The sequence below is a fragment of the Pseudomonas frederiksbergensis genome (assembly GCF_900105495.1).
GTDB classification, from domain to species: domain Bacteria; phylum Pseudomonadota; class Gammaproteobacteria; order Pseudomonadales; family Pseudomonadaceae; genus Aquipseudomonas; species Aquipseudomonas frederiksbergensis.
In genome coordinates this window covers 4,336,861-4,361,466 of the sequence record NZ_FNTF01000002.1, presented here as the reverse complement: position 1 = coordinate 4,361,466, position 24,606 = coordinate 4,336,861, and the positions used below count along the sequence as shown (strand labels likewise).

Sequence of the window (24,606 nt, the reverse complement as noted above, 5' to 3'; positions counted from 1 at the left end):
CGCATTGTTGGTGCCGATCATTATTTACTCTGGATCCTGATCGACGGTCACTTCCTTCCAGCTGTTATCCGGATCAAACAACTTCATCGATTTCGCCAGCTTGTCACTGTCGGGACCTAGGTCCTTCTCGAACACTTGGCCTTCATGGCTGATCAGGAAGCTCATCACGCCGGTGTCATCGTATTTCGCCGGCCAGGCGACCAGCGCGAAGCCGCGGCTCATTTTGTCCCCGATCATATAGCTGTAGGCACCGCCCGGCGCCGAGGGGCCTTGTCCCTTGAGAATGCGAAAGTGGTAACCGTGCCAGTCGTCACCGCCGGCGGCCTCGCCGAACAATGGGCCAAGCGGGCTGACCTGACCACTATCGTCGTCCGCCCAATAGAGTCCGTCGTGTGTGCCGGGTGTACTCAGGATGTTCTGTGCGTATTCGAGCGCACCGTCATCGTCATTGTCCACCGACGCATAGTCCATCTGGGCATCGTGATAGGTCAGCACAGATTGCACCGTGTAGAGTTCGTTACGGCCGATACGGCGTGCGCGGATTTCATTGCTGCCGGCCTTCATGTCGAACTGCCAACCGTTTGCCCCTTTGACCAGGGGGATAGGCAGGGTCCAGCGGTCACTGCCGACCGACAGAGTTGCCTTGCGGTCAGTGGTTTTTTCGATGTGGTGTTGCTCGTGATACTGCTTCAAAAACTCATCGACATCGCTGCGTTGTACACCTTCGCGGGGAATGACCTGGCGCCAGTCTTTTCCCAGCAACTCTGTCAGGCGTACCTGATCGGCCTTTTCCTTTCCCAGTGCCATGACGAACGCTTCAACAGCCTTTTCCGGCGTTGAGAATGCCTGCTGCGCCATCGCCATGCACGACCACGCCAAGCCCGCGATGATCGCCAAAGCCGGAGGCAACAGATTCATGAATATTCTTCCTCGACGTTGGCTTTTCACCGACGACCCCCTCTCGAACGCGCTGGACTGGATGGCCGACTGATTTGATTGCCGGAAGAACGCATGCTGCTGGGACGCTGGGCGGAAGCCTGGCTAGTGCGCCCGCGAGAGGCTTGGGCATTGGACTGGGACGGTGAACGCACCCCGGCGAATGCATTGTTTTTGGCACTGCCTGGGCTGGCAGCCGGTCGTTTTGTCGTACTCTGACGCGCCTGAGAGGTGTCCTGCCTACGTTGATTCACCTGGGCAGTCTGTTTGCGAGGCTGCTCGTTTTCGCGAATATTTCTGGCGTTACCCTGGCTTCTGTCAGCCGTTTTCGGTCTGTCCGCGCCTGCCTGCGTTCGATTGCCTGCCGAGATTCCCGACTGCGCCTGGCGTGCTTGTTCACGGGCTTGTCGGTTGCTGGTGGCGGGTCTCTCGACACCGCTCCTGTCCATGGCGCTACGCGCATTCTCACGAGCCTTGGCGCGCTGGGCATCGTCTCCGCGATAAGCCTGGCGCTGGTTGGCACCGTTGAGTTGACGACCATATTCCTGCCGGCTTCTGTTGTCTCGATAGGGAACGCCATCGCGATGTACTGCGTTGTGCTGCCACTTGTTCTGATTATTGGTTATCTGGTTGTTGCGATTGATGTTGTTGTATCGATCGACGTCGATGTCGATGTCGTTATTGCCCCAGTCACAGTCGCCCCATAGCGAGCCGATTATCGCTACGCCGGTGCCGAACGCCAACCCGGCCAGCAAAGCCGAACCCGGATAATAAGCGGGTGGCGGTGGATAGTAGACAGGGGGCGATTCTGGATAAGCCCAAGTGCCGTAGGTGGTTGTCGGGTTGTAAGTGGGAACGTACACCACCTGCGGATCTGCGGGCTGGATGATGATGGTGGAGGAGCTGGCTGGGGCTGAGGATGCGGCCGTCGATGGCGATGCAGTTGTTGGGGCGGGAGCGGTCACATTTTGAACAGTCACATTCTGATACTGATTGCTCTGCAGGTTGCCGGCGGCCTGCGCTTGACGCCGCAAGCGTTGCACGCCCTCCATCACCTCATCGGGCTGCGCCAGAAAGGCATCGCCCAGTCGCTGAACCCAGACAAGATCCTGCCCCACGGTCGCCAGCAATTGGGGAAAGGCGACCAGCGCTTGAACACTTGGGTCCCAGGGTTGGGTTGCCACTTGTTTGACCGCCTCATCGCCTTTGGCTTCAGGATGCGCTTTCGACCAGTTAACGGCCTCGGCGACTTCCCCAGGGTAGGTGCTGGCCATCAGCATCTGTGCAAGAAGCGGGTCTGGATAAAGCGCAATGGGAGCCAGCATCTGATCCAGTTGCTCTTGAGTAAAGACTGCATCCTTGACTGCCGCTGCAGCGGGTGGCGTTTGGGCAGCGGTGGCATTCGATGGCTGCGCCTGGGCGGCAGAACCATGCAAAAACAGTACAGCTGATATCGCGTAAAACAGAGGAATGCGCATTGCGCCCTCCATGTGCCAGCCAGGCTGGCGAAGATCGGATTAGGCTGCGTCATCATCAAAAAGACAGATACTGTCATTTGATCTGTCATCTCGAACTGAAGCCCTGTTTTTCGAGCCCAAGGTTTATCCGCGTATACCGCTTGGTTTCATGGCGTTGCATTCCTTAATAGTTGTCTACGAGCCAAGGCTGTTGTGGGGCCTGGGAATCCCGTTGTTTTCGGCAGTTATTGACCCTGGCTGCTAATCCCTGGATTTGCGCCGCGTCGATCTTCGCCTGAAGGGTTGCCGATATTGAGAAGCCGTCTCTCGATCAAGACATTTTGAAGGGCCTGGCGGGCTTCAGCGTCCAGCTGGTGCTCTCTCTCCTTGAGTTCAAGCAGGATTGGGCTGGACCAGGTGCGATAGGTTTTCTCTGTCTTGCGAATTGATGTCATCTGTCCCCTCCTTGATCAGTGCCCGCCAACACCGTTGGCGTAATTTGGATTCGATAGAATCCTAGTTGAAGAATCTGTTCGCCGCCAAAAAATAGCAGGGCAATGTAAAGCCCCCCATTGCAGACATCGCTATTGTTCTTATCGTTAAAAAATATATCGATCAGTTCGGGGGGAGCTAATCTTAAAAGTTGCGTTGCCTGTATATAAGCAATTATCAGTGGCTGCCATTGCTATAACGTTCTTTCTAGTAGCCCTACGACTCCAAATAACGCCCATGCCCGTGCCTGCCTGCAGGGCGAAGCGATTGCAGGAGGCATTCATCAGGTGTTGAAGGGGCGTGATCTCAACAGGAAAGCCGTCAAAGACGAGCCGCTCCCGGAAACACTGAATGCTGGTAGAGCAGTGTTAATAAAACCTCTGCCTACAAAGATTTAGAGCAATTGTAAGTTGCAGGTGATGTGATCTACGTCACCTATAAAGCTAGGGGAAGTCATGCGCAGTGACGGCGTTTCAGTTTGTCTTGCAGATCAATTACAAAGATAACTAACAATAAACTCAGTATCCAATATCTATGTCTTGTGCGCCCCGAGGCAGGGCGAGTTCTGGTCGAAGCTTTCAAGTGTTGGATGTCATGCGCCAGCGGCTGGCCCGAATGAATTCGATTCAGCCGCCGATGCTGTCAGCTAAACGAAAGGCTGACCGGTAAAACCACGAGGCAATCGTTGCAGTCCTTTCATGGCAGTGAGCCGTTCGACCCAGGCCGCTCGCCAGTCATTGGCGCTATGCGTAACTTTGGCTTTGCGTGCGGCGCGGCGTGCAGCGTTGCGCTGGTCTTTGCGCGCATCCTTGAACGCATCGGTGTTGCGGCAGCTTCTGCATTTCACCCGGGTCAGTTCGCTGGTTGAAACGAGTTTGCTGCCTTTGTGACCGCAGGCCAGATGCCCGCCTACTTTGAAGTGAGTAACCATCAGACGCCTCCTTGGTGACGTGTGATCGTTTGACCTCAAGCGTACGGCGACGTTCGTTGTCTGCGTAATAGTCAAAAAAAAGCCCGCGTGCGGGCGGGCCAGGGGATTCTTCAAAGGAGTCCGGTCAATGTAAAGCCTGAGATGTGAATGCCGTGTGAAATGGATTGCCCAGGCATAAAAAAACCCGGCGCCAGGCTGGGTTGGGGATGTAGCAAGAAACGCTCAGGCAAGGACGCACCCGGTGACGATAAGGTCGCCGTTCATGCGTCCTGAAGCAGGCCGTGTCCTTGAGGATGTCCAGATCGAATCATCTGAACCGCGGCAGGGGGCGGTCGACAGGTTTGAGCGACGACAGCGTATTGCGAATCAGTGGTGTGTCCTTCTCGATGTCGTTCAGGCGATCACGGATTCTGAGGGCTGTCGGGTGCCCGCCTTGATGATCGACCCAGTCGGCGATTTCCTTGCATGCCGCTGCCAGGCGAACCTGACGGGAGTCGAGCAGGGTGAGCAGGGTGGTGATGGACTCTTTTTCGGACATGGCAAACACCTCCGTTCAAGAAACCTGTTACTGGCAGCAAAAAGCCCGCAGGGGAGCGAGCTGTTTGCTGATGGGGTCGCTGATCCTTCAGCTGTTTTTCAGTATAGACCCGCGCAAGGCAGGTAGCATCAGCCTTCCCGGGCCGTCACTTGCGACCTGGCATTCAGCTGCCGGCATTCGCGCCGGGCGTCTTCTTCACGATCGAAACCGTCGCCGATGAAGCCGCGGGTTCGAGTATCGGCGATGCGATACCAGACGGCGGCGGCAGGTGGTGGATGATCGGTTTCTCCGGCTCGGCGACCATGGATGATGATCTTGTTGCATCGTTTCACAACGAAAATGTCTTCCATGGCGTCACCGTAGCTAATTCAGGTTCACAACTACTATAGAAGCCATTTGCGATCGTGCAAAAAATAGACAGGTCAGTTCGTCGCTTCAACACTAGCGATCATCTTCTCTAAAAACACCGCAAGCCCGACTTCCTCGGCCCTCAGCCCTTTACGCGCTCGAGGACGGGGCAGGTCAGCCAACGCTCCCAAAAGAAAGCCATCGAGCACCGCCGGGTGGATGTAGCACTTGCGGCAGACGGCCGGTGTGTTACCCAGTTGTTTGGCGACGTTCTTGACCATCTCCACCACATGCCGCTTCGCGTCCGACTCGGACTCCCACTGCAGTTCCCGCAGAACCGCCAGCGCCAACGCGCTGCCAGCCCAGGTTCGGTAGTCCTTGGCAGTGAAGTCGGCACCGGTGAGTGTCTTCAGGTAGGCGTTGACGTCGGAGGAACTGACGGTGTGTCGCTCGCCGTTTTCATCCAGGTACTGAAACAGGTTTTGCCCGGGAATTTCCAGGCAGCGTTTGATGACCCGCGCCAGGCGTCGGTCTTTCACGGTGATCTGGTGCTCGACACCGCTCTTGCCACGGAACTGGAACTGGATTGCGTTGCCGTTGATCTCGACGTGACGGTTACGCAGGGTGGTCAAACCGTACGACCGATTGTCCCGAGCGTATTGGGAGTTGCCGACCCGGATCAGCGTCGCATCGAGCAAGGTGATGACCGTGGCCATGACTTTGTCGCGACTGAAGCCGGGAGCCGCCAACAGCGTTTCAAGCTGTTTGCGCAGTTTCGGTAGCGCTAACCCAAAGTCCCGCAAGCGTGAATATTTGTCGGCATCGCGCACTTCTCGCCAGCGCGGGTGATAACGGTATTGCTTGCGACCTCGGGCATCACGACCGGTAGCTTGCAGATGGCCGCGCGGGTCGGCGCAGATCCACACATCCGTGTAGGCCGGGGGCACGGCGAGGGCATTGATACGTTTGATCTCATCCTGATCGGTAATGCGTTGGCCCGCAGGGTCGAAATAGCAGAACTTGCCGCGCAGTTTCTTGCGGGTGATGCCGGGCTGGGTGTCATCGACGTAATGCAGGTCGGATGGCAGCACATCGGGCAGCGCGGTATCGGGCATGGCAATAGTCCTGGGCGGTGGATCAGGGGCCGTTACAGCCATTGACCGCACGTTGTTGCAGTCGTGCCAGCGGATTTACGCCAGCACCGCCACCGCCTTGATCTGTGCCCAGAGTTGCTGGCCAGGGTGCACGCCCAATTGGTCCCGGGAGTAGCGGGTGATCCGCGCCAGCAGCGGTGTGCCGGCAGCGTCCAGACGGATCAGCGCGTGGGCGGCATTGTCCGCGCCCATTTCACTGATCACGGTGACCGGCAGGCGATTGAGGATGCTGCTTTGCTCGACACTTTGCAGGCTCAGGCTGACATCCCGTGCCTGAACCTTGCAGCGCAGCGCCTGACCCGGGGTCATCAGTGAGTGAGCCACGCGAATGTTCAGGGTCGTGTTCGGCAGTTGCAGGGTCAGCAACTGATAGTCGGCGTCATAGGCAATGACGTGCCCCTCGATCACCACGCCGGCATCGTCGCCCAGCGCCAGGGGCAGGTCCAGGCGGGCCAGCGTTTCGCCAATAGCGCCGCTGGCCAGTGCCTTGCCATTGCTGAGCAGAACAAGGTGATCGGCCAACCGCGCGACTTCATCCTGTGAGTGGCTGACGTACAGCACCGGGATGTCCAATTCATCATGCAGTCGTTGCAGGTAAGGCAGGATTTCGTTTTTGCGCTGGCTATCCAATGCCGCCAGCGGCTCGTCCATCAGCAACAGTTTCGGGCTGGTGAGCAGGGCACGAGCGATGCCAACCCGCTGCCGTTCACCGCCGGAAAGGTGCTGCGGATGGCGATCCAGCAAATGGCCGATTCCGAGCAGTTCAGTCACGTGTGCCATGTCGACCCGCCGCTGTTGGCGAGGAGTGCGCTTGAGGCCGAACTGCAGATTGGCCAGCACCGACAGATGGGGAAACAGGCTGGCTTCCTGGAAGACGTAACCCAGCGCCCGCTTGTGTGGCGGCACGAAAATCTTCCTGTCGCTGTCCTGCCAGACTTCATCGTTGACCTGGATGAAGCCCTCATCGGCCTTCTCCAGGCCGGCAATGCAGCGCAGGCAGGTGGTCTTGCCCGAACCGGAATGACCGTAAAGAGCAGTGACACCGCGGCCGGGCAATTGCAGGTCCACCTCCAGGGCGAACCCTGAGTACTTCAGTTTCAGACGCGTATGAATCATCGGTCAGCTCCAGCCTGCTTTGGTTTTACGGCTGGAGTAGAGCGCCAGCAACACAATAAAAGAGAACACCAGCATCGCCCCGGCCAGCCAATGGGCCTGGGCGTATTCCATGGCTTCGACGTGATCGTAGATCTGCACCGAGACCACCCGGGTCTTGTCGGGAATGTTGCCGCCGATCATCAGCACCACACCGAATTCCCCGACGGTGTGGGCGAAACCGAGAATGGCAGCGGTGATGAACCCAGGGCGGGCCAGCGGCAGGATCACGCTGAAAAACGTGTCCCAGGGATTGGCACGCAAGGTCGCAGCCACCTCCAAGGGGCGAGTGCCGATGGCAGAAAAAGCATTTTGCAGCGGCTGGACCACGAACGGCATCGAGTAGAGCACCGAGCCGATCACCAGCCCCGCAAAACTGAAGGTCAGGGTCCCGAGCCCCAGTGATTGGGTGAAGTGGCCGACAAACCCGTTAGGGCCGAGCGCCAGCAACAGATAAAAGCCAATCACCGTTGGCGGCAGCACCAGGGGCAGGGCGACGATCGCCCCGACCGGGCCGCGCAACCACGAGCGGGTGCGCGATAGCCATAACGCAATCGGAGTGCCGATGACCAGCAGGATAACTGTCGTCAGGGACGCCAGTTTCAGGGTCAGCCAAATGGCGGAAAAGTCGGCACTCGATAGCGTCATTAGAGTTGGTAACCGTAGGATTTGATGACAGCGGCGGCTTTCGGACCTTTGAGGTAGTCAACCAGCGCCTTGGCAGCCGGATTGTCCTTGCCTTTATTGAGGATCACCGCGTCTTGTTTGATCGGATCGTGCATGTCGGCTGGAACGATCCAGGCCGAGCCGCCGGTGACTTTGCCGTCTTTGTAGATCTGCGACAAGGCCACAAAACCGAGTTCGGCATTACCGGTGGAGACGAACTGGTAGGCCTGGGTGATGTTCTGGCCTTCAACGATCCTGGTCTTGACCTTGTCGGTCAGGTCCAGCGTGGCCAGCACCTGCGTGGCGGCGAGACCGTAAGGCGCGGCTTTCGGGTTGGCGATGGACAGATGCTGGTATTCGTTCTTTTTCAGCACTTCGCCCTTGGCATCGACATAACCTTCTTTCGCCGACCACAGCGCCAGGGTGCCGATGGCGTAAGTGAAGCGCGAGCCTTTGACGGTGTCGCCTTCGGTTTCGAGTTTTTGCGTGGTGGTGTCGTCCGCCGAGAGGAACACTTCGAACGGTGCGCCGTTCTTGATCTGGGTGTAGAACTGGCCGGTTGCACCAAAGGAGGTGACCAGTTTATGCCCGGTGTCTTTTTCGAAATCCGCGGCGATCGCCTGAATCGGCGCAGAGAAGTTGGCTGCGACGGCGACCTGGACTTCGTCCGCCAGGGCGGAGCCGACAGCGAACACTGCGAACAGGGTTGCCAGGAAGGTGGGGGCAAAACGTGAGGCACGAATGATCATGAAACGGCTCCGTTGTAGGCAGATGCAACGAGGAGGGCAAGCGCTATATAGTGGAATATATAGCGAAATGCCTGCAAACGGAACGTGTTGAATGCGCGTTATTGAGGTCACGCAGGTGAATGCGTTACCGACGAACTAACCTGGCCAATCCTTCCTCAGCCAGCTTCCGCGTCAGTTCAGCCGTGGTCATTTCAACGCCCAGGGTGAATGCCTGGCCCGCCCAGAGATTGCTGAAATCCGCTTCTCCCTTGGCCCGCAACGGCATCAGCGCACCACCCGCAAGCGGGAAGGCCGGTGCTTTTGCACTCATAGGCCCGAGTTCGCGCATTACCCGATTGAGAATGCCGCGTGCCGGGCGTCCGGTGAAAATGTTAGTGATGGCCGTTTCGCTTTCCTTGGCCGTGCGCAACGCCTTGTGATGAGACGCGCTGACCTTGGCCTCCGGTGTGAACAAGTACGCCGTGCCCACTTGCACCGCCGAAGCCCCCAACAGGAACGCTGCCGCGACGCCTCGTGAGTCGGCAATCCCGCCCGCAGCAATCACCGGCACTTTCACCGCATCGACGATCTGCGGCACCAGCGCAAAGATCCCTACCTGGGTGCTCAGATCATCACTGAGAAACATGCCCCGATGGCCGCCGGCTTCATAGCCCATGGCAATGATTGCGTCGCAACCGTGCTGCTCGAGCCAAATGGCCTCTTCGACCGTGGTAGCCGAGGAGAGCACTTTCGCTCCCGTGGCTTTCACACGGTCGAGCAAGGACTTTTCCGGCAGGCCAAAGTGGAAACTCACCACTTCGGGACGAAATTCCTCGACCACTTCGCAGGCCGCATTATCGAACGGTGCTCGATTGGACACCGGCGTCGGCGCGTCGAAGTCCACGCCAAGTTCCCGATAGTAGGGCTCCAGCAGATTCTTCCAGTCTTGAGCGCGTTGCTCATCGGCGGCGGGTGGCTGATGGCAGAAGTAGTTGACGTTGATCGGGCGCTGCGTGTGCTGGCGAATCGTTTTCAGCTCTTCGCGCAACTGATCGATGCTCAACATGGCTGCCGGCATCGAACCCAGGCCTCCGGCGTTACTGGCTGCGATAACCATGGCCGAGTTGGTCGCGCCGGCCATGGGCGCCTGGATGATCGGCAGTTCAATGCCGAGCAGGTCAAGAATGCGGGTATCTGGCCATTTGCTCATTTGAAGGGTTCTCCGACGTCATAACAGGGCAGGGACGGTTGGACCGATTTTGTATCAGCTATGACGGACATAAGGCCAGCCGAGTTTTCCTTTCGTGTGCCACTCTTGGCTTAATGTCGAGTACGGTGAAAAATTGCGATGTGTTTTCAACTGCACGACAACTGAGTGATTCCATTAGGAGGCCGTAATGTTCAAAGGCATTTTGATCGACAAAGACGACAGCGGTTACCGGGCCACGCTGCAAGAGATCAATGACGATCAACTGCCCGAAGGCGATGTGACTGTGCGTGTGGCGTATAGCACGTTGAACTTCAAGGATGGCCTCGCGATCACCGGCAGCAGCCCGGTGGTGCGAAAATTCCCGATGGTGCCGGGGATCGATCTGGCAGGTACCGTCGAAGTCAGTACGCACCCGGACTACAAGATCGGCGATCAAGTCGTACTCAATGGCTGGGGTGTTGGCGAAGGGCATTGGGGCGGACTGGCGCAGAAGGCTCGCTTGAAGGGCGACTGGTTGATTCCACTACCCAAGGCGTTCACCGCGGCCCAAGCAATGGCGATCGGCACGGCGGGTTACACGGCGATGCTGAGCATCCTGGCGCTGGAACACAATGGCGTGACGCCCGAGCAGGGCGAAGTATTGGTCACCGGCGCCAATGGCGGCGTAGGCAGTTTCGCCATTGCACTGCTGAGTAAGCTCGGCTATCGGGTGGTCGCGTCCACCGGCCGACCTTCCGAGTACGACTACCTCAAGCAGTTGGGCGCCAGCGAAATCATCGAGCGCGCCACGTTGTCCGAGCCGGGCAAACCCTTGGCCAAGGAGCGTTGGGCGGCAGTTATCGACTCGGTCGGCAGCCACACGTTGGCCAACGCCTGTGCCAGCACCAAGGCCAACGGCACGGTCGCCGCGTGTGGCCTGGCGCAGGGCATGGACTTTCCGGCTTCAGTCGCGCCGTTCATTTTGCGCGGCGTAACCCTGGCCGGGATCAACAGCGTGACTCAGCCCAAAGCCAAGCGGATACTGGCCTGGAGTCGTCTGGCCAAGGATCTCGACTTCGCTTTGCTGCCGTTGATCAGTCACGAAATCGGTTTGAGTGAAACGATCGAGGCCGCACCGCGTTTGCTCGCTGGTCAGTTACGTGGTCGGGTGGTGGTCGACGTTAATCGTTGACTGTTGCACCATAATTCAAACAGACAAATGACAGAGACAAGGACTATCGACCATGGATGTTAAGCAGCGTGAAGTGCGGCCCTTTAGCGTCTCGGGCCTGCAAGTGCGCACCTGCAATGCCGCCGAGCAGCAGCCAGACACTGCGCGCATCGGCCCGATGTGGGAACAGTTTTTCGTTGAGGACATCTTCGACAAGATCCCCCACAAACAGCCGGACTCCTTCATGTACGGCGTCTATTCCAACTACGAGTCCGACGCTTCTGGCCATTTCGATGTGACCGCGGGTGCGGCGGTCACCGCGCCCTCCGAGGACTTTGCGCAGATTCAGGTGCAAGGAGGCGACTACCTGGTGTTCAGCGCCAACGGGGCGATGCCGGACTGTGTCATTCAGGCATGGGGCCTGATCTGGGCTTACTTTAAGGACAACCCGCAGGTTTGCCGCTCGTTCGCTACAGACTTTGAGGTCTATACCAGTCCGGATTCAGTGTCGGTCTATATCGGCATTCAGGACTCAGACGGGTTTTCGCGCTCAAGCAACTGACGCTTGCGTTCCACACCCCAGCGATAGCCCGACAGGTTGCCGTCGCTGCGCACCACGCGGTGGCACGGAATCGCCACGGCGATATTGTTCGCGCCACAGGCTTGAGCCACGGCGCGCATCGCTTTTGGCGCGCCGATTCGTTGAGCGATATCGGCATAGCTGGCGGTGCAGCCGACGGGAATTTCCCGCAGGGCTTGCCAGACCCGTTCTTGAAAAGCGGTGCCACGAACATCCAGCGGCAAGTCGAGGCCAAGGGCCGGTGCTTCGATAAAACCAACCACCTTGGCGATCAGTTGCTCGAACGCTTGGTCGGCGCCAATCAGGTTGGCTCGCCGAAATTTGTCCTGTAGATCGCAAACCAGTTGGTGCGGGTCATCGCCCAGCAGGATCGCGCAAACACCACGCTCACTCTGCGCCACCAGAATCGCTCCCAGGGAGCACTGGCCGACGGCAAAACGAATGTCATTGTTCTGACCGGCGGCGCGGTAATCACCGGGTTTCATGCCCAATAGCTGATCGGCGGCTTCATAGAAACGGCTGTTGGAGTTGAAGCCGGCGTCATACAGCGCATCGGTCACCGAGTCTCCGTCCGCGAGGCGCTCCCGGACCCTGCGTGAACGATGGGCCGCAGCGTAACCTTTAGGCGTCAGACCGGTAATCGCTTTGAACACCCGATGGAAGTGAAAGCTGCTGAGGCCCGCGGCAACAGCCAGTTCGCTCAGAACAGGCAGACTTTCCGCGGTTTCGATCTGGCGGCAAGCGGCCGCCACGGTCGCAGCATGTTGCGCGGCGATCTCACTTTGATCTTTCGCGGCGCGCTTGCTTGGGCGATAACCCGCCGCCTGGGCCTGTTCGGCCGTGTCGAAGAATTCGACGTTCTGTGGTTTTGGCAAACGCGCCAGGCTGCTGGGGCGGCAGTAAATGCCGGTGGTTTTCACGGCATATACAAACTGCCCGTCTGCCCGGGGATCACGCGCGATAACGGCGGCCCAGCGAGGGTCGTTCTCGGTGGCAATCTTTGTCGAATGGCTTGTCATGGCTTCATGTCCGTTGATCCGTTTCATGCAGATTAACCAGCCGACAGGGTCGCCGCACTCCGGGTCTTGCGGTCGAATTCGAAGGCTTCATCCGGCGGTGCGAAAGGTGAAGTTGATCCGCTGTTCGCCCAGTCGCGGGTGTTGGCCATCCTTGATCGGCAGGACCCCGTGATAACGCAAACGATCCACGCCACCCCAGACCACGATGTCGCCATGCAACAGCGGCACGCGTTGGCTTTTATCGCTGCGCTCGAAGCCGCCGAACAGGAACATCGCCGGCAGTCCAAGGGACACTGAAACAATGGGCGCTGCGTAGGAAACTTCGTTTTTGTCCTGGTGCAACGACATCTTCGCTCCAGGAACATAGCGGTTGATCAGGCAGGAATCCGGCACGAAATCCGCAAACCCCGCTTGCCGCGCCGCCGCTTGTGCCAGTTCAAGAAACAGCTCGGGCATTTTCGGCCAGGGTTGCCCGGTCAGCGGATCCTCGCGGGTATAGCGATAACCGCTGCGGTCGGTGGTCCAGCCAAGCGTGCCGCAACTGCTCAAGGCGACCGACATGGTAAAGCCCCCGGGCGTGATCATCTGCCGAAACGGTGCGGACGCCAGAACCGCGTCCAGCGCGGGAAGCAACTGATCCAACCAAGGCAGGGCAAAGCCTCTGAGGACGCAGGACTGGTCGCCGATACGATCGAGCCTGGGTTGCTGCTCGGGTTCCACGTCGGCAAACAAGTCGAAGGTGGTCGGGTTCATGGGGTCATAACGCGTCGTGAAAGATGATTCCGAGGGTATGCCGTTTTCCGCTGTGCAGGCGACTCACGCCGTGGCGCAGGGTCACTCGGTAATAGCCACGAACGCCTTTGACCGGTCGTTGGTTGACGGCAAAGATCAGAGCGTCGCCTTTCTTCAGGCCGATGACCTGGGGGCGCGACTGCATTCGCGGGCGCTGCTCCGTCAGCACGAACTCACCACCGGTGAAGTCGTCTTCCGGCTCTGACAGCAGAATTGCCGCTTGCAGCGGGAATACGTGTTCGCCGTACAGGTCCTGATGCAAGCAGTTGTAGTCCTGCGGTCCATATTGCAGCAACAGCGGCGTCGGGCGTTCCTGACCGGCGGCATGACAGCGGTCGAGAAATGCTTCATGGGTTTGCGGGAAACGGGTTGGCAGGTTCATGTGCTCATACCAGCGATTGGCAACGGGCACCAGTCGAGGATAGAACGCACTGCGCAAACGGGCGACGACATCTGGCAACGGGTATTTGAAGTATTTGTACTCGCCACGGCCAAAGCCGTGACGAGCCATGATGACTTGCGAGCGAAACGGTTCGGGACGGGCATACAGCGCGCTGATTTCATCGCACGTCTCGTGGCTTAAAAGCGACCTGATAACCGCGCAGCCATCCTGATCGAGCTGCTGCTCTAGCATGACCCAGTCCAGTCCATCGAGAGAGCGCTCGCTCATCGCTGCGCTTCACGATCCGGCAATTGCCGTTTACGCTCCAGCCCCCAACGGTAGCCGCCAAGGCTGCCATCCGAAAGATCGCGTTCCAGCATTACCAGGTCATCACCGATCAGCAGCGCACATAAACCCTCGGCGCTGAACGCCAGCAGCAAGACGCCAAGGCTGGAAGTGCCGCTGATGAAGCGAATCGAGGAAGTAGGCATGTTCTGACTCCTAAACCAAAGGTTGAGGTGGCCAGTCTGGGGAGCTGGGATTGCGTTGACACTCCGGCGCTTGCGGTTGAATTCCGGAGGCAGGAGCAGACGTCCATGTTATCGCTCCGGATCCCGTTACAGCGCTTTGCTGACATTGATGTCGCTAATGACATCGTCGCTCGAACCATGAAGAGCATTCAGCGCAGCCTTGGCTTCTTCTTCGGTGCCGTTTTCAAGCTGGGCAAATTCGAAGCGGCGCTCACCGTTGAGTTTGTATTTGATGACGTACTTGGTCGTTTGGGCCACGGTCATACCTGCTTTTCCTGGTGTCTGGATGTCACTCAGCTCAGTTTCGTGCTGGAGCGGCGGATGATCTTGATGGTGTGAGTCAGGGTCGGTTTGCGAGTAACGCTGATCGGCCGACGGTTCACCGTGTCGATGGTGATGTTCCAGAAGCCGGTGCTCGGCGCGGTAATCCGGGCCGGGAAGGTGTCGAACGCACCGCCGTGGTAAGTGTGGCGGCCGCCATTCTTGAAGCTGCGAAAATTGGCGTCGTTCATCAAACGGATATTGCATGTTTGGGAGCATTGAATGACGACGATGTCGTCTTCGTTGAGGTGCTCGCGCTGGTGGATAAATTTCATGAGGCGCCTCCAGAAGGGCTTTTTCTACAAAATCAAAACGATAGCATGTGCGATTGGCGCAGTTTATCAGCCCGAACGGGTTATTATCCGGCCGTCGAGGTCTGGTTTGACAATTAAAAACAGTTATACGGAATTCTATGAGCGATAAACCCAGCATGCCTCGGAGAAAAACAGCATTTGTACTGTCGGAGTGTCTTTATCGGAGGTGTTGTATGAAGTGGGGTGTGGTGTTCCTGCCTATGGCGATAGCGATGAGTGGTTGTGCGAATGTCTCGGAGATCAATGAGTCACTACCGACCATGAGCGTGATTTCAGGCAAGAAGCCTCACGAGTACGCGCAATGCCTCACCGAAAAACTGTCCAGCAGCCGGGGAGCGCTGCAAGTCGAGCCGCACAAGGACGGTGTGCGAGTCATCGTGCCGCAGAAGTTCTCCTCGGGGCCGGCCGCGGTATTTGATATTGAAGACCGCTCCACTGGCAGCAGCATCAAGTTGCACGAGCGCATTTCCAATGTGCCGTTGCGCCCCATGGATGTACGCAATGCCGCTACGGCGTGCATTTCCGGCTGATAGACTGTCGCCCGTCAGCACCGATGCCGCCAAAGTAGCGCTTTGGCGGCATTGTCATTTCTGGAGTCGAGCATGAAGCGAGAGCAGGTACAGGAGCGCCATGCAGAGGGTCACATCTCTGCCACCCACGTGATTCAGAATCCGGCGAATCCGGGAGAATGGATCGTGTTTTTCAAGAAAAGCGCCGGGCGCAGTTATTTTTTGGTCGATGAGAATGATGAAGTCGAATCCTTCAGCAGCCTCGACGATTTGATCGAGACGGTGCGCAGCCTCGGGATCAAGTTCGCCGAAATTCACATGTAGGGCAGAGCGCCTTACTTGCAGACCACCACGACGCTGCGGTTCTTGAAGTTGCCGACGTCAACGCCCAGGGTCTTGTCGCTTTCCTTGGTCGAAGGTGTTCCGTCGGTTCCTACGATCCGATAGCCGGTGCCAGCGCATGAGGCATCGGCTTTTTCGTAGCAGGTGGCCCAGGAGTTGGCTTCCCCGGAACAGTCGATGGTCAGGCCTTGCTCGCCGTTGTTCAGGTAGGTCGTTTCGGAAGTGGCGCAGCCGCTCAGGGCCAATGCCGCAATCAGGGGCAAAAATTTATTCATGTCGTTGTCGTCGTCAGGATGAAGGGGCTGAGCCTATGACAGCGCTGGCATCAAAAGGTTATAGCGAATGGCCACTTGTTTGCGGGCAATCACAAAAAAGCCCTGCGCAAGGCAGGGCTTGGGTCGAGTCCGGTGCTTCTCAGGACTTGTCCTTGCCGCGACGCTTCGGAGCTGGGTGTTCGAGCTCCAGAACGGATGCCACTTCAATCGCCGACGCTTCGGTGGGAAAAGGCCCGGCGATATTTTCGCCGCCTGCACTGTCTACCCACCACTGACCGTCTTTCGCCTGATTGATCAGGAACCCATTGACACTTTTTGCTTCCGACATCTATCTGCCTCGTTGACTGGTTCAATCGCGCAATGATAGCGCCAAATGCACTCAACGGGTGCTGATGGTGTAGGATTCGCAGCCGTGCAGAACTGATGGTCTGTGCTATCTATAAGGCTGCGGAGTTATCTCGGGAACTATCCGCGAGAATATTTCTCTATGATGGCATCGGTTAGCCAGCGCGGGGGCATTGTAAGGTGCACGCCGCCTGATTAGACTGCGCCGAAACTCGTACACACAGCCCTATCAAGGACTTTTATGATCAAGAAATGCTTGTTCCCAGCAGCCGGTTACGGTACTCGCTTCCTGCCAGCGACTAAAGCCATGCCCAAAGAAATGCTGCCGGTGGTAAACAAGCCACTGATCCAGTACGGCGTCGAAGAAGCACTGGACGCTGGGTTGACCGAAATTTCCATCGTTACCGGTCGCGGCAAGCGCGCTCTTGAAGATCACTTCGACATCAGCTACGAGCTGGAAAACCAGATCAAAGGCACCGACAAGGAAAAATACCTGGTCGGTATCCGCAAACTGTTGGACGAGTGCTCGTTTTCCTACACCCGCCAGACCGAAATGAAAGGCCTGGGCCACGCTATCCTGACTGGCCGTCCACTGATCGGTGACGAACCGTTCGCGGTAGTGCTGGCGGACGACTTGTGCGTCAACCTCGAAGGCGACGGCGTCCTGACCCAGATGGTCAAGCTGTACGAGCAGTACCGCTGCACCATCGTTGCGATCCAGGAAGTGGATCCGATGGAAACCAACAAGTACGGCGTGATCGCCGGCGAGCTGATCGCTGATGATTTGTATCGCGTTCGCAACATGGTCGAAAAACCAGCTCCGGAAGACGCACCGTCGAACCTCGCGATCATCGGTCGTTACATCCTGACGCCGGATATTTTCGAGCTGATCAAGCAAACCGAGCCAGGCAAAGGCGGCGAGATTCAAATCACCGACGCCCTGATGAAGCAGGCGAAAAACGGTTGCGTGATTGCCTACAAGTTCAAGGGCAAGCGTTTTGACTGCGGTGGCGCTGAAGGCTACATCGAAGCTACCAACTTCTGCTTCGAGAACTTCTACAAGACTGGCAAGGCTTACTGATAGCCTCTGACCCACTTGTATTGAAAAGCCACCTTCGGGTGGCTTTTTCATTTTCCGTCCCCATATCGTTCGCAGCGCTTGCCCAACGGATGTCTGCGGGTATGCTTGTGGACTGCCGAGGAGATTGAAAATGGCCTACGATTTTGACCTTTATGTGATTGGCGCCGGTTCCGGCGGTGTGCGGGCTGCGCGTTTTGCTGCCGGTTTTGGCGCGAAAGTGGCCGTGGCCGAGAGCCGCTATCTGGGCGGCACTTGTGTGAATGTCGGCTGTGTGCCGAAGAAGCTGCTGGTCTACGGCGCACACTTCGCCGAAGACTTCGAACAGTCGCAAGGTTTTGGCTGGACGCCGGGCGAAGCGAAGTTCGATTGGGCGACACTGATCGCCAACAAGGATCGCGAGATCAATCGACTGAACGGTATCTATCGCAATCTTCTGGTTAACAGCGGCGTGACCTTGCATGAAGGCCACGCCAAAATCATCGACCCGAACACGGTCGAGATCAATGGCGAGCGCCACACCGCCAAGAACATCCTGATTGCTACCGGTGGCTGGCCACAGATTCCGGAAATTCCGGGGCACGAGCACGCGATCAGTTCCAACCAGGCGTTCTTCCTTAAAGAGTTGCCCAAGCGCGTTCTGGTGGTAGGCGGTGGTTACATCGCCGTCGAATTCGCCGGGATCTTCCATGGTCTGGGCGCTGAAACCACGTTGCTGTATCGCGGTGAGCTGTTCCTGCGCGGCTTCGACGGTGCGGTGCGTAAACACCTGCATGAGGAGTTGATCAAGCGCGGCATGAACCTGCAATTCAACGCCGACATCGAGCGTATCGACAAGCAGTCCGATGGCAGCCTGAAGGTGACCCTCAAGGATGGCCGTGAGCTGGAAGCGGATTGTGTGTTCTACGCCACCGGTCGACGTCCGATGCTCGATAATCTTGGGCTGGAAAACACCGGCGTCAAACTCGACAAGAAAGGTTTTGTCGAAGTTGACGAGCAGTATCAGACGGCTGAACCGTCGATCCTGGCGCTTGGCGATGTAATCGGTCGGGTTCAGCTGACGCCAGTCGCTCTGGCCGAAGGCATGGCCGTGGCACGACGTTTGTTCAAGCCTGAGCAATATCGGCCGGTGGATTACAAGATGATCCCGACCGCGGTATTCAGCTTGCCGAACATCGGCACGGTCGGTTTCACCGAGGAAGAGGCCCGGGAGGCCGGTCACGATGTGGTGATCTTCGAAAGCCGCTTCCGTCCAATGAAGCTGACCCTGACCGAATGCCAGGAGCGCACCCTGATGAAGCTGGTGGTGGACGCCAAGACCGACAAGGTTCTGGGCTGTCATATGGTCGGTCCGGATGCTGGAGAAATTGTGCAGGGCTTGGCAATCGCCTTGAAGGCGGGTGCCACCAAACGCGATTTCGATGAAACCATCGGCGTGCACCCAACTGCCGCCGAAGAGTTCGTCACCATGCGCACGCCGGTCGCGGGTTAATCGTCCTTTTGAGGCTCTGATGCGTCTGGCGCTGTCGCAATGACGGCTGCCAGGCGCACGGTCTCATCAAGGCTCGCCTGAGTCTTGATCAGCTCAATTTCCAGCGCTTTGTTTATCTGCGACTGCTCATCGACGTTCTGTTTCAGTGACTGGCTTTCCAGTAGGGCAGCGCGCAAGCGTTCCTGGAGGAGGGTGCGTTCGCTGTCGATGCGGTTGACCTGTTCCAGCAGCTGATCCTGTCGAGCGTTGGTTTGCTTGAGTTGATCTTGCAGCAGGCTCAACTCTCTCAGGGTGCCACGGTTCTCCGTCAACAAACGTTCGTTGTCGCGGTGCAGTTGTGTGATCTCATCCTGGCGCACCAATGCGCTTTGCTGGGCCTGGCGCAACTCCATTTGAATCTGCTGCACCTGGCCTTCGTGGCGGCGCTGCTCCTGCTCGCGCTGTTCTTTGACGGCATTGCGGTAATGCTCCAGGGCATCGCGAGCGTGCAGGTGCTTTTCTTCCAATGAGCGGATCTGCTCATCCTTGTCTTGCAAGCGTAATTCGAAATCGGCCAGTGCCTGGTTCAGTCCGGCGTTGCGGGTTTGCTCGGTCTGCAGCATGGCGCTTGTTTCCAGCAGGGCTTCGGACTCTTGAGTCAGTGCCAGGCTTTGAATCTCGTACTGCTGCTGTAGTTGCGTGTTGGCTTGTTGGGCCTCATGCAACTGCGTGTCCAACGCTTTCTTTTGTTTATCGAATTGTTCGCGGGCCTGATCGATGGGCTCCTGAGCCTGCTCCTTGAGTCTTTGTGCCAACCGCGAGACCAGTCCCGCCAACTCGTCATCAATCGGTTCTGGCGCTACCTCGATGCGCTCGGCACCGTCATCCAGCTCCTTCAAATAGCGATGAATCGTGGTTTTCGAGCCAGTGTTGCCCATCTCGATCCGTACCGCATCGATGCTTGGGTTTTCACCACGCGCCAGAATTGCCAGGCGCGCCGCTTGCACCACCGCTTTGTTTACACCGCCACGAGCCATGAGTTCTCCTACGATTTCGTACTGTGGTACATGCCACTTAAGTACGCAATGTACCACGCCAAACCAAAACTTAAAATACGACAAGTATTCATGCGGGATATACTGGTATTACCCCGTGTGATGAGCCCTGTGGCGGGTTTCACCCGCCAAAGCGGTACGTTTTAGAGAGTTGAGCCCATGACTGAGCTGGATCGTTACCTGCAAGCCGCCACTCGCGACAACACCCGTCGCAGCTACCGGGCGGCCATCGAGCATTTTGAAGTCAGTTGGGGCGGTTTCCTGCCGGCGACCAGTGACAGCGTGGCGCGATACCTCGTTGCGCATGCGGGAGTGCTGTCGATCAATACCCTTAAGTTGCGTTTGTCAGCGCTGGCGCAATGGCACAACAGTCAGGGTTTTCCCGATCCCACCAAGGCGCCGGTGGTGCGCAAAGTCTTCAAGGGCATTCGCGCGCTGCACCCGGCTCAAGAAAAACAAGCGGAGCCATTACAGCTTCAACATTTGGAGCAAGTGGTTGCCTGGCTGGAGCAAGAAGCGCACACCGCAAAATCTGAACAGGATCAACCGGCTCTGTTGCGGGCCAGGCGCGACAAAGCGTTGATCCTCTTGGGCTTCTGGCGCGGTTTTCGTAGTGATGAGTTGTGCCGGTTACAGATCGAGCACGTGCAAGCAGTTGTCGGCTCAGGCATCACCCTGTATTTGCCGCGAACCAAGAGCGACCGCGAAAACCTCGGCAAGACTTACCAGACGCCAGCGTTGCAGCGCCTATGCCCGGTGCAGGCGTACATCGACTGGATCACCGAAGCCGCATTGGTCCGTGGACCGGTATTCCGGGGTATCGACCGTTGGGGCCATCTGAGCGAGGAGGGACTGCACGCCAATAGTGTGATCCCGTTATTGCGCCAGGCGCTGGAACGCGCCGGCATCCCGGCCGAGCATTACACCAGTCACTCCTTGAGGCGCGGCTTTGCCACATGGGCGCATCAGAGCGGGTGGGACTTGAAGTCGTTGATGAGTTACGTGGGTTGGAAGGATATGAAGTCCGCCATGCGCTATGTTGAAGCCAGCCCGTTTCTCGGGATGACACCGCTCGCGGAAAAAACCATTGGCGCCGCCAAGTAAGTTTTCTTCTATTAATACGTTCGGCTAATAGCGAAAACCAATGAGCAGCATGAGCTTTGCCAATGAGCCATCCGGCAATCGAGTCGGTAGGATTCACGCCATCAACTTCTCAACCAAACTTTTCAACCCTGACGGAGAGTCATCGATGCCTATCATCAACAGCCAAGTTAAACCGTTCAAAGCTACCGCCTACAAAAATGGCGACTTCGTACAAGTGTCGGACGCTGACCTGAAAGGCAAGTGGTCTGTCGTGTTCTTCTACCCAGCCGACTTCACCTTCGTTTGCCCGACCGAACTGGAAGACCTGGCTGACAACTACGACGCGTTCCAGAAGCTGGGCGTCGAGATCTACAGCGTTTCCACCGATACCCACTTTGCCCACGCTGCCTGGCACAACACCTCGCCTGCCATCGGCAAGATCCAGTACACCATGATCGGCGACCCGACTCACGCCATCTCCCGCAACTTCGACGTGCTGATCGAAGAAGCTGGTCTGGCTGACCGTGGCACCTTCGTGATCAACCCTGAAGGCCAGATCAAAATCGTTGAGCTGAACGATGGCGGCGTTGGCCGTGACGCTTCCGAGCTGCTGCGCAAAATCAAGGCTGCTCAGTACGTCGCTGCTCACCCAGGCCAGGTTTGCCCAGCCAAGTGGAAAGAAGGCGAGGCCACTCTGGCTCCGTCCCTGGACCTGGTCGGCAAGATCTAAGTCTGTGGATCGCATCATCAGGGCGGGTTTCCGCACCTAAGTAAGCTGCAACCGCCCAATAAAAACGCCCGGGCGAGATTCGCTCGGGCGTTTTTTTTACGAAATGAAAAAAGGAAATCGCCCGTATGTTGGACGCCAATCTTAAAGCCCAGTTGAAGTCGTACCTGGAACGGGTCACCCAGCCGATCGAGATCGTTGCCTCCCTCGACGACGGTGCGAAATCCCAGGAAATGCTCGCTCTTCTGGAAGACGTTGCCAGTCTTTCCAGTCAAATTACCTTGCTCGATAACGGTGACGATGCACGTAAACCATCGTTCTCGATCAACCGCCCGGGTGCCGATATCAGCCTGCGTTTTGCCGGCATCCCGATGGGCCACGAATTCACATCCCTGGTGCTGGCCTTGCTGCAAGTCGGCGGTCACCCTTCGAAAGCCAGCGTTGAAGTGATCGAACAGATCCGCTCGCTCAAAGGTGAGTTCAGCTTCGAGACTTACTTTTCGCTTTCCTGCCAGAACTGCCCGGACGTGGTCCAGGCACTGAACCTGATGGCTGTGCTGAACCCGAACATCCACCACGTCGCCATTGACGGCGCGCTGTTCCAGGCGGAAGTCGATGACCGTCAGATCATGGCTGTGCCAAGCGTTTACCTGAACGGCGTGACCTTTGGCCAAGGCCGCATGGGCCTGGAAGAAATTCTCGCCAAGATCGACACCAGCGGCATCGAGCGTCAGGCCGAGAAGATCAGCGCCAAAGAAGCTTTTGACGTATTGGTCGTCGGCGGTGGTCCGGCCGGTGCTTCGGCCGCGATCTACGCTGCCCGCAAAGGCATTCGTACCGGTGTGGCGGCTGAACGTTTTGGTGGGCAGGTGCTCGACACCATGGCCATCGAGAACTTCATCTCCGTGCAGGAAACCGAAGGGCCAAAACTGGCCGTAGCACTGGAAGAACACGTCAAGCAATACGACGTCGACATCATGAACCTGCAACGCGCCGACAAGTTGCTGCCGGGCAAAAATGGTGAGTTGCACGAAGTCCACTTCGCCAGCGGCGCGACCCTGAAAGCCAAGACCGTGATCCTGGCGACCGGTGCGCGGTGGCGTGAAATGAACGTCCCGGGTGAGCAGCAATACCGCAACAAAGGCGTTGCGTACTGCCCGCACTGCGACGGTCCGCTGTTCAAAGGCAAGCGCGTGGCGGTGATTGGCGGCGGTAACTCCGGCGTCGAAGCGGCCATTGACCTGGCGGGTATTGTGTCCCACGTAACGCTGCTGGAGTTCGACGTACAGCTGCGCGCCGATGCGGTCTTGCAGCGCAAGTTGCACAGCCTGCCGAACGTCACCGTTATCACCAGTGCGCAAACTACTGAAGTGTTGGGCGACGGCCAGAAGGTCAACGGCTTGCGTTACAAGGATCGTCAGTCGGACGAGTTGCGTAGCGTCGAGCTGGAAGGGATCTTCGTGCAGATCGGTTTGCTGCCCAACACCGACTGGCTCAAAGGCACAATCGAGTTGTCGCCTCGCGGCGAGATCATCGTCGATGCCCGCGGTGAAACGTCGATGCCGGGTGTGTTCGCTGCCGGTGACGTGACTACCGTGCCGTACAAGCAGATCGTGATTGCGGTGGGCGAGGGCGCCAAGGCTTCCTTGAGCGCATTCGATCACCTGATCCGGACCTCGGCTCCGGCATAAATCCTCGGTGCTGAAAACACAAAAAAACCCATGAGCGATCATGGGTTTTTTTTGTGCCTGAAACTGATCGTGGGAACGATCAGTGGCAGCAAACTTTTTACATTGGTGCGGGCTGGATGATCTCGACCCAGTAAGCATCCGGGTCTTTGATGAACGCCAGGCTCTTCATACGGCCGTCATTCAGGCGTTTCTGGAAGTCGCAGCCCAACGCTTCGAAGCGCTCGCATGCAGCGACGATATCCGGCACCGAGATGCAGATGTGGCCAAAACCACGTGGGTCGGTGTTGCCGTTGTGGTAAGCGAAGTCCGCGTCGTTTTCGGTGCCATGGTTGTGGGTCAACTCGAGAATGCCGGGAATCGACTTCATCCACTCGGTGCGAGCAGCAGCGTCGGCCGGAATCTGGTTTTTATCAACCAGTGCCAGGAAGTACAGGCTGAACTCGGCTTCCGGGAAGTCGCGTTTTTCCACCAGCGAAAAACCCAAAATGCGCGTGTAGAAATCCAGCGACTTGGTGATGTCCTTGACTCGCAACATGGTGTGGTTGAAGACGAACTTCTGGGTGGCGGTGTCAGGTTGGGCAGTCACGCCTGGGAAGGTGTTCAATTCGTGCAGGCTCATGGGCCCTCCGGAAAATAAGTGGGGCTAACGAATGGCGACAATGATACGCAAGGGTTCTGACATCACCAAACTCAAACAGTCGGCTCTTGCCTGACCGACGGGCGAGGCTCAGACTTTGCGGCTCAATCCGTGAGTGTTCATTGCAATGATGCGTATCTGTAAATCGATGTTCGTCCTGATCTGCGTGCTTGCAGGTATTAACAGCGCTCATGCAGGCGAGCCAATCATGACCTGGCCCAACGGCTGGGAGGTTGAAGCTGTCCCGCAAGCTGACGCCAAAACTCAGGTGTCCCGTCAGCGCGCGGTGAAAAACGATCAGGACGGCACGCCGGTGATGGTGATGGAATTGACCATGTCCCAAGTGGAAAGCGGACATCACGTGAATCTACAGGGCGTGTTGCTGGAGATGCGCAAGTCGGTGCAAAAGGATTTCTTTCAAGGCGGTTATCAAAGTGTCTGCAACAAGATTCACCCGACGACCTTGAGCCGCTTATCAGCGCTGGAAACTACCTGCACGATCACGCAGAACGGGAGGCATGTGCTCTCTCAAACATTGGTTGCCGCCGTGGACGGCGATAAGGCCTATGTTCTTTCCTACGCGGGGCAGGCAGAGGTTTATAAGGCAAGTCAGGATGAAATAGAGGCGGCCCGTAACAGCCTGAAACTTTAGTTAAAGATTTCAATGGCTGCCGATTTCAGCGCATTCTGAAA

Annotated in this window: 31 protein-coding genes; 10 read left to right on the top strand and 21 right to left on the bottom strand. The window is 57.5% G+C overall.

Translation table 11 applies throughout. From position 1 onward, the window contains the following. Positions 1–24 precede the first annotated feature (24 nt). The 11 genes from BLW70_RS20345 to BLW70_RS20295 all read right to left on the bottom strand — a co-directional run bounded on the left by BLW70_RS20345 (position 25) and on the right by BLW70_RS20295 (position 9,612). Positions 25–918 carry a DUF2950 domain-containing protein gene (locus BLW70_RS20345; protein WP_074876972.1) on the bottom strand — a complete coding sequence of 298 codons (894 nt, stop codon included), beginning with the start codon at positions 916–918 and terminating at the stop codon, positions 25–27. Positions 919–944: 26 nt separating this feature from the next. Next, complete coding sequence (locus BLW70_RS20340; RefSeq protein ID WP_074876970.1) at positions 945–2,414, bottom strand: DUF3300 domain-containing protein; 1,470 nt, start codon at positions 2,412–2,414, stop codon at positions 945–947. A 224-nt stretch (positions 2,415–2,638) separates the two neighbouring features. Then, positions 2,639–2,848: a hypothetical protein gene (locus tag BLW70_RS20335; RefSeq protein ID WP_074876968.1), complete on the bottom strand. Its 210-nt coding sequence runs from the start codon at positions 2,846–2,848 to the stop codon at positions 2,639–2,641. Positions 2,849–3,531: 683 nt separating this feature from the next. Then, entirely contained in the window at positions 3,532–3,816 is a 285-nt protein-coding gene (locus BLW70_RS20330; protein WP_074876967.1) for a hypothetical protein, read from the bottom strand. A 307-nt stretch (positions 3,817–4,123) separates the two neighbouring features. Next, positions 4,124–4,354: a hypothetical protein gene (locus tag BLW70_RS20325; RefSeq protein WP_056852777.1), complete on the bottom strand. Its 231-nt coding sequence runs from the start codon at positions 4,352–4,354 to the stop codon at positions 4,124–4,126. Positions 4,355–4,482: 128 nt separating this feature from the next. Continuing rightward, positions 4,483–4,704 carry a hypothetical protein gene (locus BLW70_RS20320; RefSeq protein ID WP_074876965.1) on the bottom strand — a complete coding sequence of 74 codons (222 nt, stop codon included), beginning with the start codon at positions 4,702–4,704 and terminating at the stop codon, positions 4,483–4,485. A 72-nt stretch (positions 4,705–4,776) separates the two neighbouring features. Next, positions 4,777–5,817, bottom strand: a complete 1,041-nt coding sequence (locus BLW70_RS20315; protein WP_074876963.1) for a DNA topoisomerase IB — start codon at positions 5,815–5,817, stop codon at positions 4,777–4,779. 75 nt (positions 5,818–5,892) lie between these two features. Then, on the bottom strand, positions 5,893–6,972 hold the full coding sequence (modC, locus tag BLW70_RS20310; protein ID WP_074876961.1) for a molybdenum ABC transporter ATP-binding protein: 1,080 nt from the start codon (positions 6,970–6,972) through the stop codon (positions 5,893–5,895). Positions 6,973–6,975: 3 nt separating this feature from the next. Then, on the bottom strand, positions 6,976–7,656 hold the full coding sequence (gene modB, locus BLW70_RS20305; protein ID WP_074876958.1) for a molybdate ABC transporter permease subunit: 681 nt from the start codon (positions 7,654–7,656) through the stop codon (positions 6,976–6,978). Next, a complete protein-coding gene (gene modA / locus BLW70_RS20300; RefSeq protein ID WP_074876955.1) occupies positions 7,656–8,423 on the bottom strand; it encodes a molybdate ABC transporter substrate-binding protein in 768 nt (255 codons plus the stop codon). The genes modB and modA overlap by 1 nt, the downstream gene beginning before the upstream one ends. A gap of 124 nt (positions 8,424–8,547) precedes the next feature. Further along, positions 8,548–9,612, bottom strand: coding sequence for an NAD(P)H-dependent flavin oxidoreductase (locus tag BLW70_RS20295; RefSeq protein WP_074876953.1), 1,065 nt, complete (start codon positions 9,610–9,612; stop codon positions 8,548–8,550). A 187-nt stretch (positions 9,613–9,799) separates the two neighbouring features. Between BLW70_RS20295 and acuI the strand changes: the two genes are divergently transcribed. After that, a complete protein-coding gene (gene acuI, locus BLW70_RS20290) occupies positions 9,800–10,783 on the top strand; it encodes an acrylyl-CoA reductase (NADPH) (RefSeq protein WP_074876951.1) in 984 nt (327 codons plus the stop codon). A 52-nt stretch (positions 10,784–10,835) separates the two neighbouring features. Continuing rightward, the gene (locus tag BLW70_RS20285; protein ID WP_074876949.1) at positions 10,836–11,324 is read left to right on the top strand and encodes a GyrI-like domain-containing protein; all 489 of its coding nucleotides are present in this window, start codon (positions 10,836–10,838) and stop codon (positions 11,322–11,324) included. Here BLW70_RS20285 and ada read toward each other — a convergent pair. The 6 genes from ada to BLW70_RS20260 all read right to left on the bottom strand — a co-directional run bounded on the left by ada (position 11,288) and on the right by BLW70_RS20260 (position 14,661). Continuing rightward, a complete protein-coding gene (gene ada / locus BLW70_RS20280; protein ID WP_074880714.1) occupies positions 11,288–12,361 on the bottom strand; it encodes a bifunctional DNA-binding transcriptional regulator/O6-methylguanine-DNA methyltransferase Ada in 1,074 nt (357 codons plus the stop codon). The two genes, BLW70_RS20285 and ada, sit on opposite strands and share 37 nt — an antisense overlap. Positions 12,362–12,448: 87 nt before the next feature. Continuing rightward, positions 12,449–13,114, bottom strand: a complete 666-nt coding sequence (gene alkB / locus BLW70_RS20275; RefSeq protein ID WP_074876948.1) for a DNA oxidative demethylase AlkB — start codon at positions 13,112–13,114, stop codon at positions 12,449–12,451. 4 nt (positions 13,115–13,118) lie between these two features. After that, the gene (locus tag BLW70_RS20270) at positions 13,119–13,823 is read right to left on the bottom strand and encodes a 2OG-Fe(II) oxygenase (protein ID WP_074876946.1); all 705 of its coding nucleotides are present in this window, start codon (positions 13,821–13,823) and stop codon (positions 13,119–13,121) included. Then, positions 13,820–14,026 (bottom strand): hypothetical protein, encoded by a 207-nt coding sequence (locus tag BLW70_RS20265; RefSeq protein ID WP_074876944.1) that lies wholly within the window; start codon positions 14,024–14,026, stop codon positions 13,820–13,822. Before BLW70_RS20265 ends, BLW70_RS20270 begins: the two co-directional genes overlap by 4 nt. A gap of 126 nt (positions 14,027–14,152) precedes the next feature. Further along, complete coding sequence (locus BLW70_RS30730) at positions 14,153–14,329, bottom strand: hypothetical protein (protein WP_156886756.1); 177 nt, start codon at positions 14,327–14,329, stop codon at positions 14,153–14,155. A 29-nt stretch (positions 14,330–14,358) separates the two neighbouring features. Continuing rightward, positions 14,359–14,661 (bottom strand): DUF1883 domain-containing protein, encoded by a 303-nt coding sequence (locus BLW70_RS20260; RefSeq protein WP_024164534.1) that lies wholly within the window; start codon positions 14,659–14,661, stop codon positions 14,359–14,361. A 212-nt stretch (positions 14,662–14,873) separates the two neighbouring features. Between BLW70_RS20260 and BLW70_RS20255 the strand changes: the two genes are divergently transcribed. Together BLW70_RS20255 and BLW70_RS20250 are read left to right on the top strand one after the other, a co-directional pair. Continuing rightward, on the top strand, positions 14,874–15,230 hold the full coding sequence (locus tag BLW70_RS20255; protein WP_074876943.1) for a hypothetical protein: 357 nt from the start codon (positions 14,874–14,876) through the stop codon (positions 15,228–15,230). 72 nt (positions 15,231–15,302) lie between these two features. Continuing rightward, the gene (locus tag BLW70_RS20250; protein ID WP_074876941.1) at positions 15,303–15,533 is read left to right on the top strand and encodes a hypothetical protein; all 231 of its coding nucleotides are present in this window, start codon (positions 15,303–15,305) and stop codon (positions 15,531–15,533) included. A gap of 11 nt (positions 15,534–15,544) precedes the next feature. Here BLW70_RS20250 and BLW70_RS20245 read toward each other — a convergent pair whose 3' ends face one another. Beyond that, a complete protein-coding gene (locus tag BLW70_RS20245; RefSeq protein WP_074876939.1) occupies positions 15,545–15,826 on the bottom strand; it encodes a hypothetical protein in 282 nt (93 codons plus the stop codon). Positions 15,827–15,965: 139 nt separating this feature from the next. After that, positions 15,966–16,154 carry a hypothetical protein gene (locus BLW70_RS20240; protein WP_074876938.1) on the bottom strand — a complete coding sequence of 63 codons (189 nt, stop codon included), beginning with the start codon at positions 16,152–16,154 and terminating at the stop codon, positions 15,966–15,968. Between the two features lie 258 nt (positions 16,155–16,412). Between BLW70_RS20240 and galU the strand changes: the two genes are divergently transcribed. Then, positions 16,413–17,252 (top strand): UTP--glucose-1-phosphate uridylyltransferase GalU, encoded by an 840-nt coding sequence (gene galU / locus BLW70_RS20235; protein WP_074876936.1) that lies wholly within the window; start codon positions 16,413–16,415, stop codon positions 17,250–17,252. 130 nt (positions 17,253–17,382) lie between these two features. Further along, positions 17,383–18,741, top strand: a complete 1,359-nt coding sequence (gorA, locus tag BLW70_RS20230; protein WP_074876935.1) for a glutathione-disulfide reductase — start codon at positions 17,383–17,385, stop codon at positions 18,739–18,741. Here the strand turns inward: gorA and BLW70_RS20225 are convergent. Then, entirely contained in the window at positions 18,738–19,757 is a 1,020-nt protein-coding gene (locus tag BLW70_RS20225; protein WP_074876933.1) for a DNA-binding protein, read from the bottom strand. The two genes, gorA and BLW70_RS20225, sit on opposite strands and share 4 nt — an antisense overlap. 177 nt (positions 19,758–19,934) lie before the next feature. On the opposite strand from BLW70_RS20225, the gene BLW70_RS20220 reads away from it, so the two are divergent. The 3 genes from BLW70_RS20220 to ahpF all read left to right on the top strand — a co-directional run bounded on the left by BLW70_RS20220 (position 19,935) and on the right by ahpF (position 23,276). After that, complete coding sequence (locus BLW70_RS20220; protein ID WP_074876931.1) at positions 19,935–20,879, top strand: site-specific integrase; 945 nt, start codon at positions 19,935–19,937, stop codon at positions 20,877–20,879. A 145-nt stretch (positions 20,880–21,024) separates the two neighbouring features. After that, positions 21,025–21,588: an alkyl hydroperoxide reductase subunit C gene (gene ahpC, locus BLW70_RS20215; RefSeq protein WP_008155117.1), complete on the top strand. Its 564-nt coding sequence runs from the start codon at positions 21,025–21,027 to the stop codon at positions 21,586–21,588. A 125-nt stretch (positions 21,589–21,713) separates the two neighbouring features. After that, the gene (gene ahpF, locus BLW70_RS20210; RefSeq protein WP_074876930.1) at positions 21,714–23,276 is read left to right on the top strand and encodes an alkyl hydroperoxide reductase subunit F; all 1,563 of its coding nucleotides are present in this window, start codon (positions 21,714–21,716) and stop codon (positions 23,274–23,276) included. Between the two features lie 97 nt (positions 23,277–23,373). Here the strand turns inward: ahpF and gloA are convergent, their stop codons facing one another. After that, entirely contained in the window at positions 23,374–23,895 is a 522-nt protein-coding gene (gene gloA / locus BLW70_RS20205; protein WP_033055156.1) for a lactoylglutathione lyase, read from the bottom strand. A gap of 145 nt (positions 23,896–24,040) precedes the next feature. On the opposite strand from gloA, the gene BLW70_RS20200 reads away from it, so the two are divergent. Continuing rightward, complete coding sequence (locus tag BLW70_RS20200; RefSeq protein WP_074876928.1) at positions 24,041–24,565, top strand: DUF4946 domain-containing protein; 525 nt, start codon at positions 24,041–24,043, stop codon at positions 24,563–24,565. The last annotated feature ends 41 nt before the right edge of the window (positions 24,566–24,606 follow it).

Excerpts from the sequence above, each read along its gene's own strand:
- BLW70_RS20345 (WP_074876972.1), bottom strand. The coding sequence starts at position 918 with ATGAATCTGTTGCCTCCGGCTTTGGCGATCATCGCGGGCTTGGCGTGG.
- BLW70_RS20340 (WP_074876970.1), bottom strand. The coding sequence starts at position 2,414 with ATGCGCATTCCTCTGTTTTACGCGATATCAGCTGTACTGTTTTTGCAT.
- BLW70_RS20335 (WP_074876968.1), bottom strand. The coding sequence starts at position 2,848 with ATGACATCAATTCGCAAGACAGAGAAAACCTATCGCACCTGGTCCAGC.
- BLW70_RS20330 (WP_074876967.1), bottom strand. The coding sequence starts at position 3,816 with ATGGTTACTCACTTCAAAGTAGGCGGGCATCTGGCCTGCGGTCACAAA.
- BLW70_RS20325 (WP_056852777.1), bottom strand. The coding sequence starts at position 4,354 with ATGTCCGAAAAAGAGTCCATCACCACCCTGCTCACCCTGCTCGACTCC.
- BLW70_RS20320 (WP_074876965.1), bottom strand. The coding sequence starts at position 4,704 with ATGGAAGACATTTTCGTTGTGAAACGATGCAACAAGATCATCATCCAT.
- BLW70_RS20315 (WP_074876963.1), bottom strand. The coding sequence starts at position 5,817 with ATGCCCGATACCGCGCTGCCCGATGTGCTGCCATCCGACCTGCATTAC.
- modC (WP_074876961.1), bottom strand. The coding sequence starts at position 6,972 with ATGATTCATACGCGTCTGAAACTGAAGTACTCAGGGTTCGCCCTGGAG.
- modB (WP_074876958.1), bottom strand. The coding sequence starts at position 7,656 with ATGACGCTATCGAGTGCCGACTTTTCCGCCATTTGGCTGACCCTGAAA.
- modA (WP_074876955.1), bottom strand. The coding sequence starts at position 8,423 with ATGATCATTCGTGCCTCACGTTTTGCCCCCACCTTCCTGGCAACCCTG.
- BLW70_RS20295 (WP_074876953.1), bottom strand. The coding sequence starts at position 9,612 with ATGAGCAAATGGCCAGATACCCGCATTCTTGACCTGCTCGGCATTGAA.
- acuI (WP_074876951.1), top strand. The coding sequence starts at position 9,800 with ATGTTCAAAGGCATTTTGATCGACAAAGACGACAGCGGTTACCGGGCC.
- BLW70_RS20285 (WP_074876949.1), top strand. The coding sequence starts at position 10,836 with ATGGATGTTAAGCAGCGTGAAGTGCGGCCCTTTAGCGTCTCGGGCCTG.
- ada (WP_074880714.1), bottom strand. The coding sequence starts at position 12,361 with ATGACAAGCCATTCGACAAAGATTGCCACCGAGAACGACCCTCGCTGG.
- alkB (WP_074876948.1), bottom strand. The coding sequence starts at position 13,114 with ATGAACCCGACCACCTTCGACTTGTTTGCCGACGTGGAACCCGAGCAG.
- BLW70_RS20270 (WP_074876946.1), bottom strand. The coding sequence starts at position 13,823 with ATGAGCGAGCGCTCTCTCGATGGACTGGACTGGGTCATGCTAGAGCAG.
- BLW70_RS20265 (WP_074876944.1), bottom strand. The coding sequence starts at position 14,026 with ATGCCTACTTCCTCGATTCGCTTCATCAGCGGCACTTCCAGCCTTGGC.
- BLW70_RS30730 (WP_156886756.1), bottom strand. The coding sequence starts at position 14,329 with ATGACCGTGGCCCAAACGACCAAGTACGTCATCAAATACAAACTCAAC.
- BLW70_RS20260 (WP_024164534.1), bottom strand. The coding sequence starts at position 14,661 with ATGAAATTTATCCACCAGCGCGAGCACCTCAACGAAGACGACATCGTC.
- BLW70_RS20255 (WP_074876943.1), top strand. The coding sequence starts at position 14,874 with ATGAAGTGGGGTGTGGTGTTCCTGCCTATGGCGATAGCGATGAGTGGT.
- BLW70_RS20250 (WP_074876941.1), top strand. The coding sequence starts at position 15,303 with ATGAAGCGAGAGCAGGTACAGGAGCGCCATGCAGAGGGTCACATCTCT.
- BLW70_RS20245 (WP_074876939.1), bottom strand. The coding sequence starts at position 15,826 with ATGAATAAATTTTTGCCCCTGATTGCGGCATTGGCCCTGAGCGGCTGC.
- BLW70_RS20240 (WP_074876938.1), bottom strand. The coding sequence starts at position 16,154 with ATGTCGGAAGCAAAAAGTGTCAATGGGTTCCTGATCAATCAGGCGAAA.
- galU (WP_074876936.1), top strand. The coding sequence starts at position 16,413 with ATGATCAAGAAATGCTTGTTCCCAGCAGCCGGTTACGGTACTCGCTTC.
- gorA (WP_074876935.1), top strand. The coding sequence starts at position 17,383 with ATGGCCTACGATTTTGACCTTTATGTGATTGGCGCCGGTTCCGGCGGT.
- BLW70_RS20225 (WP_074876933.1), bottom strand. The coding sequence starts at position 19,757 with ATGGCTCGTGGCGGTGTAAACAAAGCGGTGGTGCAAGCGGCGCGCCTG.
- BLW70_RS20220 (WP_074876931.1), top strand. The coding sequence starts at position 19,935 with ATGACTGAGCTGGATCGTTACCTGCAAGCCGCCACTCGCGACAACACC.
- ahpC (WP_008155117.1), top strand. The coding sequence starts at position 21,025 with ATGCCTATCATCAACAGCCAAGTTAAACCGTTCAAAGCTACCGCCTAC.
- ahpF (WP_074876930.1), top strand. The coding sequence starts at position 21,714 with ATGTTGGACGCCAATCTTAAAGCCCAGTTGAAGTCGTACCTGGAACGG.
- gloA (WP_033055156.1), bottom strand. The coding sequence starts at position 23,895 with ATGAGCCTGCACGAATTGAACACCTTCCCAGGCGTGACTGCCCAACCT.
- BLW70_RS20200 (WP_074876928.1), top strand. The coding sequence starts at position 24,041 with ATGATGCGTATCTGTAAATCGATGTTCGTCCTGATCTGCGTGCTTGCA.